This window comes from Pseudoalteromonas sp. SWXJZ10B, from assembly GCF_015864475.1.
Classification (GTDB): domain Bacteria; phylum Pseudomonadota; class Gammaproteobacteria; order Enterobacterales; family Alteromonadaceae; genus Pseudoalteromonas; species Pseudoalteromonas arctica.
Map to the genome: position 1 here is coordinate 141,191 of NZ_JADYXD010000007.1, position 14,480 is coordinate 155,670.

General features: G+C 38.9%; 18 protein-coding genes. 11 read left to right on the forward strand and 7 right to left on the reverse strand.

Going from position 1 to position 14,480, the window contains the following annotated elements:
• Positions 1 to 58 precede the first annotated feature (58 nt).
• The 3 genes from I6F54_RS08990 to I6F54_RS09000 all read right to left on the reverse strand — a co-directional run bounded on the left by I6F54_RS08990 (position 59) and on the right by I6F54_RS09000 (position 2,398).
• Positions 59 to 421: a hypothetical protein gene (locus I6F54_RS08990; protein ID WP_231617012.1), complete on the reverse strand. Its 363-nt coding sequence runs from the start codon at positions 419 to 421 to the stop codon at positions 59 to 61.
• 94 nt (positions 422 to 515) lie between these two features.
• Positions 516 to 1,130 (reverse strand): paraquat-inducible protein A, encoded by a 615-nt coding sequence (locus tag I6F54_RS08995; RefSeq protein WP_010554372.1) that lies wholly within the window; start codon positions 1,128 to 1,130, stop codon positions 516 to 518.
• 2 nt (positions 1,131 to 1,132) lie between these two features.
• A complete protein-coding gene (locus I6F54_RS09000; RefSeq protein WP_197140944.1) occupies positions 1,133 to 2,398 on the reverse strand; it encodes an EAL and HDOD domain-containing protein in 1,266 nt (421 codons plus the stop codon).
• A gap of 150 nt (positions 2,399 to 2,548) precedes the next feature.
• On the opposite strand from I6F54_RS09000, the gene I6F54_RS09005 reads away from it, so the two are divergent.
• From I6F54_RS09005 to I6F54_RS09015, 3 genes are all read left to right on the forward strand, one after another.
• Complete coding sequence (locus I6F54_RS09005) at positions 2,549 to 3,298, forward strand: substrate-binding periplasmic protein (RefSeq protein WP_197140948.1); 750 nt, start codon at positions 2,549 to 2,551, stop codon at positions 3,296 to 3,298.
• A gap of 78 nt (positions 3,299 to 3,376) precedes the next feature.
• A complete protein-coding gene (locus tag I6F54_RS09010; protein ID WP_197140951.1) occupies positions 3,377 to 3,943 on the forward strand; it encodes a PhnA domain-containing protein in 567 nt (188 codons plus the stop codon).
• A gap of 121 nt (positions 3,944 to 4,064) precedes the next feature.
• Positions 4,065 to 4,883: an META domain-containing protein gene (locus I6F54_RS09015; protein WP_101164326.1), complete on the forward strand. Its 819-nt coding sequence runs from the start codon at positions 4,065 to 4,067 to the stop codon at positions 4,881 to 4,883.
• 107 nt (positions 4,884 to 4,990) lie between these two features.
• On the opposite strand, the gene I6F54_RS09020 is transcribed toward I6F54_RS09015, so the two are convergent.
• The gene (locus tag I6F54_RS09020) at positions 4,991 to 5,830 is read right to left on the reverse strand and encodes a 23S rRNA (adenine(2030)-N(6))-methyltransferase RlmJ (RefSeq protein ID WP_121953748.1); all 840 of its coding nucleotides are present in this window, start codon (positions 5,828 to 5,830) and stop codon (positions 4,991 to 4,993) included.
• Between the two features lie 238 nt (positions 5,831 to 6,068).
• Here I6F54_RS09020 and I6F54_RS09025 point away from each other — a divergent pair, with 238 nt between their 5' ends.
• From I6F54_RS09025 to I6F54_RS09060, 8 genes are all read left to right on the forward strand, one after another.
• Positions 6,069 to 6,299, forward strand: a complete 231-nt coding sequence (locus tag I6F54_RS09025) for a hypothetical protein (protein WP_007586448.1) — start codon at positions 6,069 to 6,071, stop codon at positions 6,297 to 6,299.
• On the forward strand, positions 6,299 to 6,604 hold the full coding sequence (locus I6F54_RS09030; RefSeq protein ID WP_197140956.1) for a cell division protein ZapA: 306 nt from the start codon (positions 6,299 to 6,301) through the stop codon (positions 6,602 to 6,604). Before I6F54_RS09025 ends, I6F54_RS09030 begins: the two co-directional genes overlap by 1 nt.
• Before the next feature lie 63 nt (positions 6,605 to 6,667).
• Positions 6,668 to 7,690: an MBL fold metallo-hydrolase gene (locus I6F54_RS09035; RefSeq protein ID WP_197140958.1), complete on the forward strand. Its 1,023-nt coding sequence runs from the start codon at positions 6,668 to 6,670 to the stop codon at positions 7,688 to 7,690.
• 55 nt (positions 7,691 to 7,745) lie between these two features.
• Entirely contained in the window at positions 7,746 to 9,215 is a 1,470-nt protein-coding gene (locus I6F54_RS09040) for a LysM peptidoglycan-binding domain-containing protein (protein ID WP_197140962.1), read from the forward strand.
• Between the two features lie 66 nt (positions 9,216 to 9,281).
• Entirely contained in the window at positions 9,282 to 9,770 is a 489-nt protein-coding gene (locus I6F54_RS09045; RefSeq protein WP_007586440.1) for an FKBP-type peptidyl-prolyl cis-trans isomerase, read from the forward strand.
• Positions 9,771 to 9,791: 21 nt separating this feature from the next.
• Positions 9,792 to 10,520: an SDR family NAD(P)-dependent oxidoreductase gene (locus I6F54_RS09050; protein ID WP_197140966.1), complete on the forward strand. Its 729-nt coding sequence runs from the start codon at positions 9,792 to 9,794 to the stop codon at positions 10,518 to 10,520.
• A 10-nt stretch (positions 10,521 to 10,530) separates the two neighbouring features.
• On the forward strand, positions 10,531 to 11,370 hold the full coding sequence (locus tag I6F54_RS09055) for an amidohydrolase family protein (RefSeq protein ID WP_197140968.1): 840 nt from the start codon (positions 10,531 to 10,533) through the stop codon (positions 11,368 to 11,370).
• 49 nt (positions 11,371 to 11,419) lie between these two features.
• The gene (locus I6F54_RS09060; RefSeq protein WP_197140970.1) at positions 11,420 to 11,791 is read left to right on the forward strand and encodes a hypothetical protein; all 372 of its coding nucleotides are present in this window, start codon (positions 11,420 to 11,422) and stop codon (positions 11,789 to 11,791) included.
• Positions 11,792 to 11,886: 95 nt separating this feature from the next.
• On the opposite strand, the gene I6F54_RS09065 is transcribed toward I6F54_RS09060, so the two are convergent.
• The 3 genes from I6F54_RS09065 to I6F54_RS09075 form a co-directional block, all read right to left on the reverse strand.
• Positions 11,887 to 13,062: a mandelate racemase/muconate lactonizing enzyme family protein gene (locus I6F54_RS09065; RefSeq protein WP_007375956.1), complete on the reverse strand. Its 1,176-nt coding sequence runs from the start codon at positions 13,060 to 13,062 to the stop codon at positions 11,887 to 11,889.
• A gap of 26 nt (positions 13,063 to 13,088) precedes the next feature.
• Entirely contained in the window at positions 13,089 to 13,856 is a 768-nt protein-coding gene (locus tag I6F54_RS09070) for a class II aldolase/adducin family protein (protein WP_197140972.1), read from the reverse strand.
• A 165-nt stretch (positions 13,857 to 14,021) separates the two neighbouring features.
• Positions 14,022 to 14,345: a c-type cytochrome gene (locus tag I6F54_RS09075; RefSeq protein ID WP_002957866.1), complete on the reverse strand. Its 324-nt coding sequence runs from the start codon at positions 14,343 to 14,345 to the stop codon at positions 14,022 to 14,024.
• Positions 14,346 to 14,480: the final 135 nt, after the last annotated feature.

Genomic DNA, 14,480 nt, shown 5'->3' on the forward strand with positions numbered 1-14,480 from the left:
TTTAACTCGCTAGAATGAGCATGTTTTCAATAAAATTGATATTACACCTATCCTGCTATTAAGCAGACATAGGAGGGCGATAGAGTGAACGAGGTATATTAATTTGTGTAGTAAATACACGTACATTTACTTTTTCAGATTCAAGTAAAGTAACGCTAAATAAAGTATCAACATTAAGCATTGAGTTAGCAGCGCAGCCACTCATAGGGCATTTACAGTCATTTTGTGGCGTACTTTCGTCGTCGCAACAATCCATCTGCATCATATTTTCAGACATGCTATCGACAGCTGTTGCATCACTACTTTGTGTCATTGGCATTTGGGCATGCATTGCTGTTTTAGTTGGCATATGTGGCATTTCGCATACCATAGCTACAGACGCAACTGCCTGACCCACAAAAGAGAGCAGTAAAGTTATCATGAGTAAACTAGAGTAAAAACGTTGCAACATTATGCCTTTTAATAAACTTTAAAATGATTGTAAGGCAACCTAACGGCAACCACAAATACTTTAATTATGTAGACTGCGGTTTATCAGGTGTTTTAATTAAGTTACTCGCGATAATTGCAAATATACAATATGCGCTAAAATACCAAAACCCTTCACCAAATTGTGCATTCATAACAAGTAGCTCACCACTTTTACCATGGGCGTTACCTGCTAAGTAAGTCACTATTAATGCAATAACAAATACATCAACCATGCTCCACTTACTTAATGCACAAATAACCAGACCGAGCTTTTGCTTAAACCCATTCAAAGGTAGGCAACAATAAAGCAATTGTAATAGCAGCTTCAAGCTTGGAATAACAATAGAAAACAACCCCACTAAAGCGGCTACAAATAAATTATTATTGCTAGCAAGCTCTTTAACTGTGCCTAAAATACTTTGTGTTTTGTTATAGGCGCTAATCTCACCTTCTAACTTATCAAGCCCTAGCATGTTCGAGAACATCATTAGCATACTGCGAGTTCGACCATCGCCCTCTTCAGCCAGCATTTCAATACCCGCTTGCGCTAGTTTTGATTTATCTATGTTGCCCTCTATTGTTAATACTGGTTTTGTAATACCAGGAAACAATAAACAAAGAGCAACCACTACACTTATAACCGACAACCAATTACGCATATTTATTCTGCTATTGCCTCAATAATGTCGTCACTGTATAAAACAGCATCCAGTAAAAAATTAAATATATGCCCAACATGTTGTTCGGGATTTATTTTAGCTAGTTGAACCATCGCCTTATCAATATTATCTACTTCAAACTCTTTTATTAGCGATAAACACTCACCTAAAGTGCCTTTTTCAAGTAGTAACGCATCAGATATTGCAGCATCTAAAGTAAACTCTTTAACTATGTCTTTTAAATCGCCATCTAAAATGGCATCAAGCACAGAAAACAAACCCACTAGATAGCCTTGCTCAGTCAGTTCTCTATTATTTTGCTCTAAAATAAGCGACATAAATTGTGCCCGCGTTAAAGCAAGCTTAGTTAATTCGGTTGGTTTTTCGACCCCCAACTCACTAATTGCTAATACACGAACAAATTGTCTTATTGTGTCCTCGCCTAAATAAATAACCGCTTGTGAAATAGACGTAATGACTAAATTTGCTTTGCCTGAACGCGCGTTAGCCAGCTTTAAAACCCTCGCTGTTATGGCGACATCTCTGGCTACACGTTGGTGAACTTCTTTAAAGCAAAGTGTTTCTTTTGCTGTAAAACGCAATAGATCAAAAACGGTTAGCTTTGAAGGCTCTACACCTTTATACGTAATCATTTCTGGGCGAGAAAAAAAGAACCCCTGAAATAAATCACAGCCTGCCAATTTTAATATATTAAATTGTTCATGCGTCTCTATTCGTTCAACAATTATTTTTGCATGTGGATTTGCGCGTTTTATTTTTTTAATGCGCATATTGGTTTTAATAACCGGATCATCTATCTCAATTTTTATGTAATCAACATGTGCTAATAGTGGCTCCCATTTTGGATCGCCATCGTAATCATCAAGTGCAAAAACATACCCTTCTTTTTTAAGTTCTTGCACACGCTCAGCAACCGCAGGAATATTACCCGTGCGCTCTACTATTTCAATAACACTATTTTCTGGCAATAAAAGTTTGGGAAAGTTATCGAGAATAGTTTCTGATGACAAGTTTATAAAAGCTAAATGATGCGCGGTAAGTCTATCTAAACCTACCAACATTAATGCATTAAAAAACAGGCGGCTTGTCGCATGCACATCAGAAGTGCCCACAGGAAACGCATTGTTGGCTGAGTCTCGATAAAGCAGTTCGTACGAGAAAACATTCTGGTCTATATCAAAAATAGGTTGCCGCGCGACAAACTGAGTTATTTTTTGTACCTCTTCAGGTATGTTATTTAATTTCACTTGGCTCTAAACCTATAAATAAGAGATGGCAAAACAGCCAATAATATGTGTACTTTAATGCAACTCGCATAAGATAAACATAGTCGTCATTGCAAAAATGTTAAAATTACACAACACTAATATAAAAATATTAATATAAAAGGTGGAGATTTGGCTAACTTTATTCGGTTATTAGTACTGAGCCCTCTACTATTTGTATCTTTTAGCTATGCCAGCATTAACCCTACTCCCCTCAAATACAATGTTAGCGCGTCAGGTAGTCATTATCCATATTATACAAATGATCCAGAAAAGCCTGGTGTATTACCCGAAATTATTGAAAAAGCACTCGATGATGCAAATATTGCAGCTTCTCATATCGACCTACCCACAAAGCGTATTACCAAATATTTACAAGATGAAATAATCGATTTTGATGTTATTTCATTAGAATGGCTCCCAAAGGATGAGAGAAATGACTCTCGCTATGTTTTTTCAGAGCCCCTTATTTATGCCACAGAAATGATTGTTACCTTGCCTCAAAATGCCCAGAACTGGCAAAGCGCCGATAGCTTAAAGGGCAAATATATAGGAACAGTACTAGGTTACTATTACTTTAATGACAACACCTTTGAGCGCGTTGACTTTCCATCCGAGAAAGAACTTATGACCGCTCTCTCAAGAAACCGTGTAGAAGCTGCACTAGTAGGTAAGTTAACTGCGCTCTATTGGGCAAAGCAATTAGAGATAAACATTGCCTTTGGCGCACAGCATTCCCATGGTTTTTTAAGAATTCGTTTATTAAGCAAACATAAAGAATTATTGCCCCAAATAAACCTAGCAATTAAAAACCTTCATGCTCAAGGATATATAAAAAGTATTGAAGATAAGTATATGAGTAATATACCCACACAAAATTAAGGGACTAATGGCACAGAGCTCGTGTTTTGGAGTATAATAGCAGCAAATGTTAACTCGACCAGAATCAGAAAGAGCCCCATGAGTATTGAAAAAGCCTTAATCGAACGTAGTTATAATCAATGTGAATTGTGTGCAGCCACCGAGAACTTATCTGTTTATGAAGTACCACCGGTAACTGAAACCCACTCAGATAAATGTATTTACACGTGTCAAACATGTAAAGATCAAATCGAGAATAACAGCGAAATAACGCCTACACATTGGCACTGTTTAAACGATAGCATGTGGAGCCAAACTCCTGCAGTACAAGTTGTAGCTTACAGAATGCTTTCGCGTTTAGCGCCTGATAATAGCTGGGCACAAGATGCGCTAGACATGATTTACCTTGAAGAAGACACGCTAACCTGGGCTAAAAAAGCACTTGCCGAAGATGACGATTTAAAGCATGTAGATAGCAACGGTGTAGTTCTTCAAGCAGGCGATACTGTTACCCTAATTAAAGACTTAGACGTTAAAGGCAGTAGCCTTACCGCTAAACGTGGAACAGCTGTTCGTAATATTGGCCTAACCAGCAACCCTGAACATATTGAAGGGCGAGTTGACGGCCAGCGCATTGTTATTTTAACTAAGTTTGTTAAAAAATAATCGTTTGTTTTTAATTATTAAAGGCGCTAATGCGCCTTTTTTTATGTTTAAAATAAGTTAAGGAATGATTAAGTAACTAGGTAATACACTAAGGACATAATATTGAGTAAGGATAACCAACATGGAAAAGCATCAAGCAGTATCTTCGCGTAAAAAAGCAGTTGCAGGGATTGGCTTATTGGCGCTTAGCGCTTTTGCAGTAACTGGCTGCGGTGAGCAAACTAAATCGACTGAAAACACAGAAATTGCAGAAGCAATAACCAGCCTTACTATCCAAGCTAGCTACAAAGATCGCAGTATGCTTCGCCCTGGCTCGCAATTAATAGTTACGCTTTCCAATGTATCTAAAATGGATGTAAAAGCCGATATAATCACACAAGAAGTGATTGATGTAACCCAAGCCCCGCCATTTACCGTTGAGCTAATTTATGATGCCAGCAAAATTAGCGATAAACATCGCTATAGCCTAAGCGCCAGAATTATAAATAAAGACAAAGTGCTTTACACAAGTACAACAAATCATGACCCGTTTGCAGAATCACAGTTAACTACCCCCTATAAAATTGAGCTTTCAAAAGTGTCGACTCAAAAACCCGATGTAACACTCACAAATACTTACTGGAAAGCAATAACAATAAATGCTCAAACTGTGAATGTTACAACTAAAGAACCATTCATTCAGTTCAATAAAGACCACCGCGTTAATGGCTTTTTAGGCTGTAATAATTTTAGCGGAAGCTATAGCACCGAGCAGCAAACAATTACACTTAGTCAGCTAGCAAGTACAAAAAAGATGTGCTCGGATAATATGAGCCAAGAAGCAGCTATGTCTGACGTACTTAGCAAAACTTCAAAGTGGGAAATAACAGGTGAATCACTAAAACTTAAAAACAGTCGCGGTAATACACTTGCTACTTTTAGTGCGGTTTATTTTAATTAATATTTAGCTCCCTTATATAAATATTACCTAACACATTCGTATTGATTTTAAATAAAATGCCCAGCAAAGCTGGGCATTTTATTATTCGTTATAAGCGCTATTTAAAGTTACTCATCAACGAGTTGTTCACTTCGGTAAAAACCACTTGGCTCACTTAACAAACCAACAAGCTCAGGCATTATTGCATCCATTGTTTGCTTTAGCTTCCATGGAGGATTAATTACAATCATGCCCGATGCTGTCATACCGTGTACATCAGTATCGGCTTCAGTGCCTAATTCAAATAACTGAATGTTGCGCATTCCTGAATCAATTAAGCCCTGCTCCATATTATCAATACGCTCTCTGTCTACTACCGGATACCAAATCATGTAAGTACCTGTAGCAAAACGCTGATGAGCTTTAACTAAGGTTTTTACAACCGTTTCGTAGTCATCTTTAATTTCGTATGGAGGATCAATTAATACACACGCTCTGCGAGATGCTGGTGGTAACAAACCAACTAAACCTGCAAAACCATCCTCTCCACGTACACGAATAGATCGCTTACCTTGCATGTTTTCTTCAAGTAATAATAAATCGCGCGGGTGCAGTTCAAAAAACCAACCCTTATCTTGGCGGCGTAAGTAGTGCTCTGCAATTTTTGGTGAACCTGGATAAAACGCAAGTTCGTCAGTGTCGTTAAATGACTTAATTAATTCAATGTATTCATTAAGCTCAGCATGCTCACTTTTATGATGCCAAAGTTTTTCAATACCATCTTGATACTCTTGCGTTTTTTGCGCATCGGCAGCTGCAAGTTCAAAAAAGCCAGCACCTGAATGTGTGTCTATATAATCAAGCGGTTTATCTTTAATTGTTTGATAATTTAGCACTTGTGCCAGTACTAAGTGTTTAAGTACATCGGCAGGATTACCCGCATGAAATGAGTGTCTGTAACTAAGCATTATTTATTTTCGCCATACGCAATTTAATGTCGTAAGTGAACCATAAGCACTAGGCTTTGGCAACTTACACCAAGATAAGAGAGTGTTTAAGTGAACCATTTCTGAATGAAAAAGCCCATATGCTGAATTATCCCTTAACGCAAAAGAAAAATCAGCTAAAACCACCGTAAATGCTGGCAAATCAACACACTTTGCTTTACATTTGCATGACATTAATTACAGTTATATGAGCGCCTTTATGAATAACACTACTCTTCAACAACTCGAACAACTGATCGATTCTTTAATCGAACGTAATAACCAATTACAAACAGATGTTGTTACTTTAAAAGAACAGAACACTAAACTAAGCGATGACAACGAATTGCTACAACTTGAAGCTTTAGAAAATGAAGAAAAGCAAAAAGATGCCAGCACTACTTTATCTGGTCTTCTTGATAAGTTACAAAGCGCACAACAGGCTAGCTAATGTCTGAGCTGCAAAACCAGCGGGTCACTGTTGAGTTGCTAGGTAAAGAGCAGCAATTTGCTTGCCCTGAAGGGCAGGAAGATGCATTAATAGCAGCAGCTAAAAATCTAAATGACTTAGTTGAGCAAATGAAGCAACGCTCAACCGTTAGGACCGATCAAAAAGCCCTACTAATGGCAGCATTAAACTTAAGCCACGAATTGCTAGAAGCAAAAACACAGGCTACAGTTGAGCAACAGCATCAAGACCAAATGATTGATAAACTCAGTCAGCATTTGGCAAATGACCCTAAACACCAAAAATAAAAAGCGCATACTGCGCTTTTTGTTTATTATTAAAGTAATTAAGCATCAGCGTAGAGATAATAAATGAAGTTAAAACTTTCAAACATAGCCTCTTCATGTAAGCACTTACTATTAGCATGCACTTTATTATCAATAGTACCTAGCACCTATGCTGCCGTCACTTGGAATACAATAAACCCTCATATTCAGTTTTTAAAGCAACAAGACAAGCTTCGCTTTTACGACTCTAACCAAGTATTAATTGAAGGCGAAAAATGTGCCCTACTTGTTGATACGAGCGCCAATTTTGCCGCAGTTGAACAACTTGCTGAAGATTTAAAGAAACGCCTTAAAACACCTTTATGCTATTTAGTGGCTACCCACTACCATGACGATCACTTGCTAGGTATGGCGGTTATGCAAAATTTTTATCCTGATGCTAAGCTCATTGTTCATCAGCAGGTAAATAAAAATTTTAACCTTTATCAAACAGCATATACCGACAAGCTAGACACGTATGAAAAGAGCATTGAGCTGAGCTACCAACGATTAGCGAATGTGCCCAAAGAAGAGCAAGCTAAATGGCGAAATAAGTTAGAGCTTGCAAAAAAACGACTTTTTCGCTGGCAAGAATATCAACTTGGCGAACCAAAAATAATAATCGATAATCATAAAACTATCGACCTTGGTGGTTTTGAGATAACCATTGAGCCGCAGCAAGCCCATACTAACGGTGATTTAACTATTACTACTAATAATGGCAGTGTGCTGATTGGTGGCGATATCGTTGACTGGCTTCCTTACCCTGGACACGGTGAACTTAAAAGTTGGCAAACGTTGCTTAAGCAATATATTAACGACGAAAAGCTCACTATTATTTTACCTGGGCACGGCGGCACATTAACAAAAGAGCAGCTAAAACAGCCTCTATCGTTTTTAACAGCTATAACAGAACACGTTAAAAACAATAAAGATCAAAGTATTGAACAGTTAATGTTGTCGTTTCCTGAATCAGTCATTGAGCCTTACAAGCAAGAAGCGCTTAATATAAAGTCGAGCAACTTTTTTTTACAAGCAGGCCTAAATCGCGCAAAAAGCGCAGAATAACTCAACACAACGGATTGTGTTAAAATAATAAAAGGAATTTACAAAAGTGATCACTATGCGCAGTTTGGTTTTATATTGTTTGGGTATTTTGTTATTTGGTTGTCAATCAACGGAGCAAGAGCCACAAGAAGCTCCACAAATATTTACTCATTTTGAGCCTGACTATACTTATAATATTGATGAGGAAGTAGCTCAAACGCCCCAAGTTAGTGAGCACGTTACGCCACTTCAATTCAAAAAAACAATCGTAAAAAAGCGCCCACCAAAAACCACCGATCTGTGGGTGCATATAGCCAACAATCTACACTTTACGGTTTATCAAAATCGCGCGTTAAAAAAGCGTATCAGCTGGTACGCAAAGCAACCTAACTACTTACAAACTGTGAGTAAACGCGCAGCGCCTTACCTGTATCATATCGTAAAAAAAATTGAGCAAAAGCAACTACCTATGGAGCTCGCTTTACTACCATTTGTAGAAAGCGATTTTAGACCAACGATAGCCTCATCACAGCAAGCTGTTGGTGTTTGGCAGTTAGTTGGCGCAACAGCGCATCACTTTGGAGTTAAGTCAGACCAATGGTATGACGGCCGTCAAGACGTACTTGCTTCAACCGATGCCGCACTTGATTACTTAAGCTACTTACATAAACGCTTTGATGGTAATTGGCTACATGCTTTGGCTGCTTATAACAGCGGTGAGGGCCGCGTTAAACGCGCAATCGAAAAAAACAAAAAACGCGGTAAAAGCACCGATTACTGGTCACTCAGTCTGCCAAAAGAAACCGCCGACTACGTACCCAAGTTACTCGCTTTAAGCTATTTAGTTAAGCATCCACAAAAGGACATTAAACGCCCAAAGCTTGCATATAAGCCATTTACAACACAGATGAATATAGGCCAGCAGTTCGACTTTTCAGTCATAGCTAAGCTCTCTGGTATAGGTTCAAAGCAGTTACACGCGATTAATCAGGGATATTTAAAAAATCAAAGCTCACCTAACGGGCCGCATACTTTACTGCTTCCTATAGGACAGGAGGCTTTATTAAAAAGTCAGTTTTTTAAATCAAACTTTGCTGGAGAGTACATCGTTAAACAAAACGACACGCTTTACGGTATTGCTGGACGTTTTAGTATGTCGGTAAAAGCTTTAAAACAACTTAATAACAAAAATAATAATTTAATAGGCGTTGGAGAAAAGTTATTAGTTGGACAACCTAAAACCCTGCCAAGCACATTAACTGTTGATTACAAAATCAGCCCTTATTTAGAACACCAAGAGATTGCGATTCCCACCATTGAAATAGATTACGAAGTTAAGTCGGGCGATAGCCTTTGGAGTATAAGTCAGCTTTACGATGTACCTCATAGCGACTTGGCAAAATGGAACAAACTCTCTGCATCAAGTATTTTAAAGCCTGGCACTCAATTAGTACTGTTTATACCACAAGCTGAAAAGCAAAAAGCAGCCCCAACAAAAAAAGATTTTCTGCTAAATTTACAAAAAACACTAAATCAGCCACGTTAAGTTTATAAACAAGTATATTTCGCGTAAAATTGCGCCCTAACATAGTTATTATTTGAAGAGACAAGCATGCAAATTAGCAAAAATTCAGCAGTTGAATTTCATTACACCCTTAGCGAAGCGGGCGAGCAAATTGAAAGTAGCACAAACGAAGCGCCACTTACTTACATTCATGGCAGCGAAGGCATGCTTCCTGGTTTAGAAAAAGCACTTGAAGGCAAAGAAGCTGGCGAAAAATTTAGTGTAACTCTAGAGCCAAGTGAATCATACGGCGAGCGTGTTGATGACTTAATTCAGCGTATCCCGCTTAAGCATCTACAAGGTGATGTTAAAGTATGGAAACCTGGTATGACAGCAATGGTTAGCTCTAACCAAGGTCGTCATCAGGTTACTATTGTTAAGGTTGGTCGTTTTAACGCTGATTGTGATTTAAACCACCCATTTGCTGGTAAAACGCTAACGTTTGACGTTGAAGTTATATCAGTACGCGAAGCGACAAGTGAAGAAGTTTCTCACGGACACGTGCACGCTGAAGGCGGCTGTGGTCACTCTCACTAGTTAGCAATAAAGGAAGTAAGTATGTCTAAAGTTGCCGTAGTTACAGGTGGTACAAAAGGTATTGGCTTAGCCGTAGTAAAGCGTTTGCTAAATAATGGCTATGAAGTACATAACCTTGATATAGAGCTGAGCGAAATCGGTATATTTCATCAGTGTGATGTAAGTGATGTATCGGCGGTAAAAAGCTGTATCAACGCTATCTGTGAACAAAGCAAACGTATTGATGTACTTGTTTCTAATGCTGGAAAACACTTAAGCGCAAATATAGAAAGCACCGACGAGCAAACTCTCGATGCACTTTTTGCGCTTAATGTTAAAGGCGCTTATGCCGCAATACAAAGCGTATTGCCAAGCATGAAAGCGCAAAATGGCGGTGCTATTATATTAGTCGCTTCCGATCAGGCAATTATAGGTAAGCAAAACTCTTTTGCGTATAACCTAACAAAACATGCCCTTGCCTCAATGGCTAAAACAACAGCGCTTGATTACGCGGGTTTTAATATTAGAGCAAATGCGGTATGCCCTGGCACAATAGAAACCCCGCTATTTCATAACGCGATAGATGCGTATTGCGCAAAAAGTGGCGCAAACAAAGCTGAAATAGTTGTCGAGGAAGCAAGTCTGCAACCGCTTAACCGATTAGGTCAAGCCGATGAGGTTGCTGCCCTTGTAAGCTTTTTAGCAAGTGATGATGCCAGCTTTATTACTGGCAGCCTACAAAGTATTGATGGTGGCTACACTGCCCAATGAGTAATGTGCAATGAGCCTAAAAATTATTGACCCACACGTACACTTTTTTAATTTAGTAGAAGGTCAATACTCATGGCTACAAGGTGCTAACCCACCAGCGTGGCCTAACCTAGAAAAAATTAAACAACCAGTAAGTGCACAGCAACTTGTTAAAAGTACTGACTTTGAGCTAGTAGGGCTTGTTCATATAGAAGCCGGATTCGATAACACCTCCCCTATTAACGAGCTAAACTGGCTAGACTCGCATTTAAAAGGTATTCCATTTAAAGCCATTAGCTACAACCAAATTGACTCATCGGCTGATGAGTTTATAAACTCGTTAGAAGCTTTAGCCCATCTGAGTTTGTGTGGCATTAGAGATATAACCGAAGGTACTGACGCAAAGCGTTTATTAGATGCTAATAGCTTTAAAAACCTAACAACGTTATCAGATACCCGACTGCATTTTGAAGCTCAGTTTGATATTGAAAATAGCGAAATAACCAAACAAATAGCTTACTACGCTAAGCAGCTACCGCAACTTCAAATTATAATTAATCATGCAGGGTTGCCGAGTAATTTAAATGATTGGCGACAAGGTGTTGAGTTACTTGCTCAGCATGACAACATAGCAATTAAATTTTCTGGTTTTGAATTACTACAGCTCACCAGCGAGCAACAAGCAGCGTGTTTTAATTTTCTTTTTAATCACTTTGGACAGCAGCGCATTATGTTTGCTAGTAACTTCCCTGTGTGCCAAATAAATACAAGCTATAACACTCTATGGCACTGCCATAAGGCGTTATGCTCAAACGATAAGACATGGCATGACCTTAGCTATACAAACGCTAAGCACTACTACCAAGTGTAAGTAAAACTAGTTATATTAAACTCTCTTTTTATGATAATACGGCCAATTTATGAAAATGTACTTTTTACTAATCGTTGTATTTTCAGCGCTTCTTCTCAATGGCTGCATATCTCAAAATCCAGACCCGACACCTAAGCTGCAACATGCTCTACTGGCAAAGCCAAATAAAACAACGGTTAGCAAAGCAATTAAAACACTTGTACATATGCAAGAGACTCAATTAGCTGATGATGTATTTACTACCAGCAGCACAGTAACCCTTAGCAATGTAGATGGTAATAATATTATCGACACGCAAAGTCGCAATACACCCGATCAGTTTGAATTGATGATTAAAGGCAAGCAATGCTATATACGCCATCTCGATAGCAAAGCAACTATTGAACTTAAAGACGTGGAATGTAAAATCAACGAGTTATAACAAGCTTTACCTCCCGCCGAAAAAGTAAAAGCCGGTAAGTGACTATTCACTTACCGGCTTTTTAATGCATAACCTAAAGTTAGGTTAAAAGGCTATTATTTTATTTCTACGCGTTGAGAACGCATAACAATCTCATCGTTTAATTCAATACCTAACCCAGGCTCTTCTGACACTTCAAAGAAACCATTTTTAGGTTGTGGGTCTTGTAAACATAACTCGCGGTTCCACTTTTTAATCGCATAAGTGTGGTGCTCATGAATCAAAAAGTTAGGGATAGCCGTTTCTAAGTGCAGTGATGCTGCCGTTGCAACAGGCCCGCCACATACGTGAGCTTGAATACGCACATCAAAAATATCAGCGTAATCACACACTTTTTTGGTTTCGGTAAAACCACCACATAAACCAATATCAGGTTGTAGAACATCAATACTTTGATCTTCTAAGTACGGGCGCACACCCCAGCGATTATACAAACGTTCACCACCAGCAATTGGCACATTAACTTTATCTGCTACTTTTGCATGTAATGAATGGTTTAAATAGTTAACTGGCTCTTCAAAGTACATACAGTCAAATTCTTCTGCAATTTCACCCAACTGAATGGCGGTTGTAACACCCGGTAAACTGTGGCATTCGAAAATAATGTCTACTTCGTCGCCTACTGCTTCGCGAATAGCTTGCATACGCGCACGGTATAGCTTCATTTCAGTACGTGAGATTATTTTTGTACGGTCGTAATAAGTATTGCCGTCTTTATCGTACTGAATTGGATCTACTTTTACTGCATCGTAACCTTCGGCCATCGCCTTTAAAGCCGCTTCTGCATATTCTTGCGGCTGTACGAGCGCTTTAAATTCGCTATCCCAGTCGAACTGTAATTGCGAAGCGTAAGTGCGTAGTTTGTCGTTAACTTTACCGCCTAACAATTGATATACAGGTAAACCAAGCGCTTTACCTTTAATATCCCAAAGCGCGGTATCTATAGCACTCATGGCTGCGTATACAACAGGTCCGCCGCCTAAGCCCCAAAAGCTCTCACGTAGCATACGTGACCATAATTTTTCTGTTTGAAATGGGTCGTGACCAATTAAAAAGGCATCGGCCATTTCTTTAATCATTGCAGCAGCAGCACTATGGCCTAAATCGTAAGCAAGGCCTGCTTCGCCAACACCACTAATGCCTTCATCAGTATGAATACGTACAAACACAGGCGTCCAAGAAGGTCTATCAGGACAGTGAATATCAAATACTTCAACGCGATTTACTTTCATTAAAATTCCTTATTAACCGCTATGGGTTATTTTGCAAAACTAGGGTCAAGTCGATACGCTTTACGTAACATCGCAGGCCACGCAAGTTGCCCGCCAGTGCTGCCGCTGTGTACTACGTTTGCTTGATTATAAATATTGTCGATTATAGGTTGCGGTACTTCAATCACCTCTTGCAAGCTTGATTGTAGCGCTAATTGAATTTCACACGCTCGCTGTAAATCATAAAAGCGCATAAACGCATCGCCTACCGTTGGGCCTACCGTTAAGCCACCGTGGTTTACCAATAACATATGGTTAGTACTGCCCAAATCATCTTGCAGCACTTTTCGCTCGTCGTCGTTTACTGCAAGCCCTTCGTAGCCATGATAAGAAAGTGATGGCAGTGAAAACATTGAATATTGGCTAAGCGGTAATAAACCATTTTTTTGTGTAGCGACTGCGATTGTTTCTTTGGTATGAAGGTGAATAACACAATGAGCGTCTTCGCGTACCTCATGAATCGCACTGTGAATAGTAAAACCAGCAGGATTAATACTAAATGGCGTATCGTCAATAATGTTACCGTCTAAGTCGACCTTTACTAAATTAGACGCAGTTACTTCATCAAAGGTTAAACCAAAGGCATTCACTAAGTAATGATCGGTGCCAGGCAAACGTGCTGATAAATGCGTATAGATCAAATCCCCCCAACGGAAGTGCTCTACCAGTCTGTAACACGCAGCTAAATCAATACGCAGTTGCCACTCTTGTGCCGATACTTTATTTTTTAAATCGAGTTGGGGTAAATCAAACATAATAAGCCTTTTAAAAACGTACATTATTAACCTGTACGAACAGATGTTTAGAAGTCTAAAGCAGTCTCTATTTTATAGCAAACACCAAACAAAACAGCCACACTATTGTGTGGCTGTTTGTAAAACTAAAATACCAATTGTATTAAAATGGTATAACTGCGTAAATTATTTTACGTTAGCTAGGTAATCTGCAATTGCTTCAAACTCTTCATCAGTTACCGTTGCAACCATTGCTTTCATAGCCATGGTCATACCGTTATTACGTGCACCTGACTTAATATCTTTCATTTGCGCTACTAAATAATCTTTGTTTTGACCGTTTAGTTTAGGGTACATACCCATAATTGGTGCTTTACCTTCAGCGCCATGACAAGTTTGACAATTTTTAGCGGTATAGAGTGCAGCGCCATCGGCAGCAGCTGCATTAAACGAGAAGCTTGCGGCTAAAGTAATGCCCGCGCCTAATAGTAGTGTTTTCATCTTGCTCATTGTATTTACTCTTCTTTTTTGACGGTTAGAAAAACTGTTCTATTGATTGTAGTAAACAATCAAATAAAAAGCATACGTACGAAACGACGCTAGACGATCAACTTAACCAAAAACCGCTAACTCGTTTCTGTCTCA

Excerpts from the sequence above, each read along its gene's own strand:
- I6F54_RS08990 (WP_231617012.1), bottom strand. The coding sequence starts at position 421 with ATGATAACTTTACTGCTCTCTTTTGTGGGTCAGGCAGTTGCGTCTGTA.
- I6F54_RS09040 (WP_197140962.1), top strand. The coding sequence starts at position 7,746 with ATGCGCAGTTTGGTTTTATATTGTTTGGGTATTTTGTTATTTGGTTGT.
- I6F54_RS09055 (WP_197140968.1), top strand. The coding sequence starts at position 10,531 with ATGAGCCTAAAAATTATTGACCCACACGTACACTTTTTTAATTTAGTA.
- I6F54_RS09060 (WP_197140970.1), top strand. The coding sequence starts at position 11,420 with ATGAAAATGTACTTTTTACTAATCGTTGTATTTTCAGCGCTTCTTCTC.
- I6F54_RS09045 (WP_007586440.1), top strand. The coding sequence starts at position 9,282 with ATGCAAATTAGCAAAAATTCAGCAGTTGAATTTCATTACACCCTTAGC.
- I6F54_RS08995 (WP_010554372.1), bottom strand. The coding sequence starts at position 1,130 with ATGCGTAATTGGTTGTCGGTTATAAGTGTAGTGGTTGCTCTTTGTTTA.
- I6F54_RS09035 (WP_197140958.1), top strand. The coding sequence starts at position 6,668 with ATGAAGTTAAAACTTTCAAACATAGCCTCTTCATGTAAGCACTTACTA.
- I6F54_RS09065 (WP_007375956.1), bottom strand. The coding sequence starts at position 13,062 with ATGAAAGTAAATCGCGTTGAAGTATTTGATATTCACTGTCCTGATAGA.
- I6F54_RS09070 (WP_197140972.1), bottom strand. The coding sequence starts at position 13,856 with ATGTTTGATTTACCCCAACTCGATTTAAAAAATAAAGTATCGGCACAA.
- I6F54_RS09020 (WP_121953748.1), bottom strand. The coding sequence starts at position 5,830 with ATGCTTAGTTACAGACACTCATTTCATGCGGGTAATCCTGCCGATGTA.
- I6F54_RS09015 (WP_101164326.1), top strand. The coding sequence starts at position 4,065 with ATGGAAAAGCATCAAGCAGTATCTTCGCGTAAAAAAGCAGTTGCAGGG.
- I6F54_RS09075 (WP_002957866.1), bottom strand. The coding sequence starts at position 14,345 with ATGAGCAAGATGAAAACACTACTATTAGGCGCGGGCATTACTTTAGCC.
- I6F54_RS09050 (WP_197140966.1), top strand. The coding sequence starts at position 9,792 with ATGTCTAAAGTTGCCGTAGTTACAGGTGGTACAAAAGGTATTGGCTTA.
- I6F54_RS09025 (WP_007586448.1), top strand. The coding sequence starts at position 6,069 with ATGAATAACACTACTCTTCAACAACTCGAACAACTGATCGATTCTTTA.
- I6F54_RS09010 (WP_197140951.1), top strand. The coding sequence starts at position 3,377 with ATGAGTATTGAAAAAGCCTTAATCGAACGTAGTTATAATCAATGTGAA.
- I6F54_RS09030 (WP_197140956.1), top strand. The coding sequence starts at position 6,299 with ATGTCTGAGCTGCAAAACCAGCGGGTCACTGTTGAGTTGCTAGGTAAA.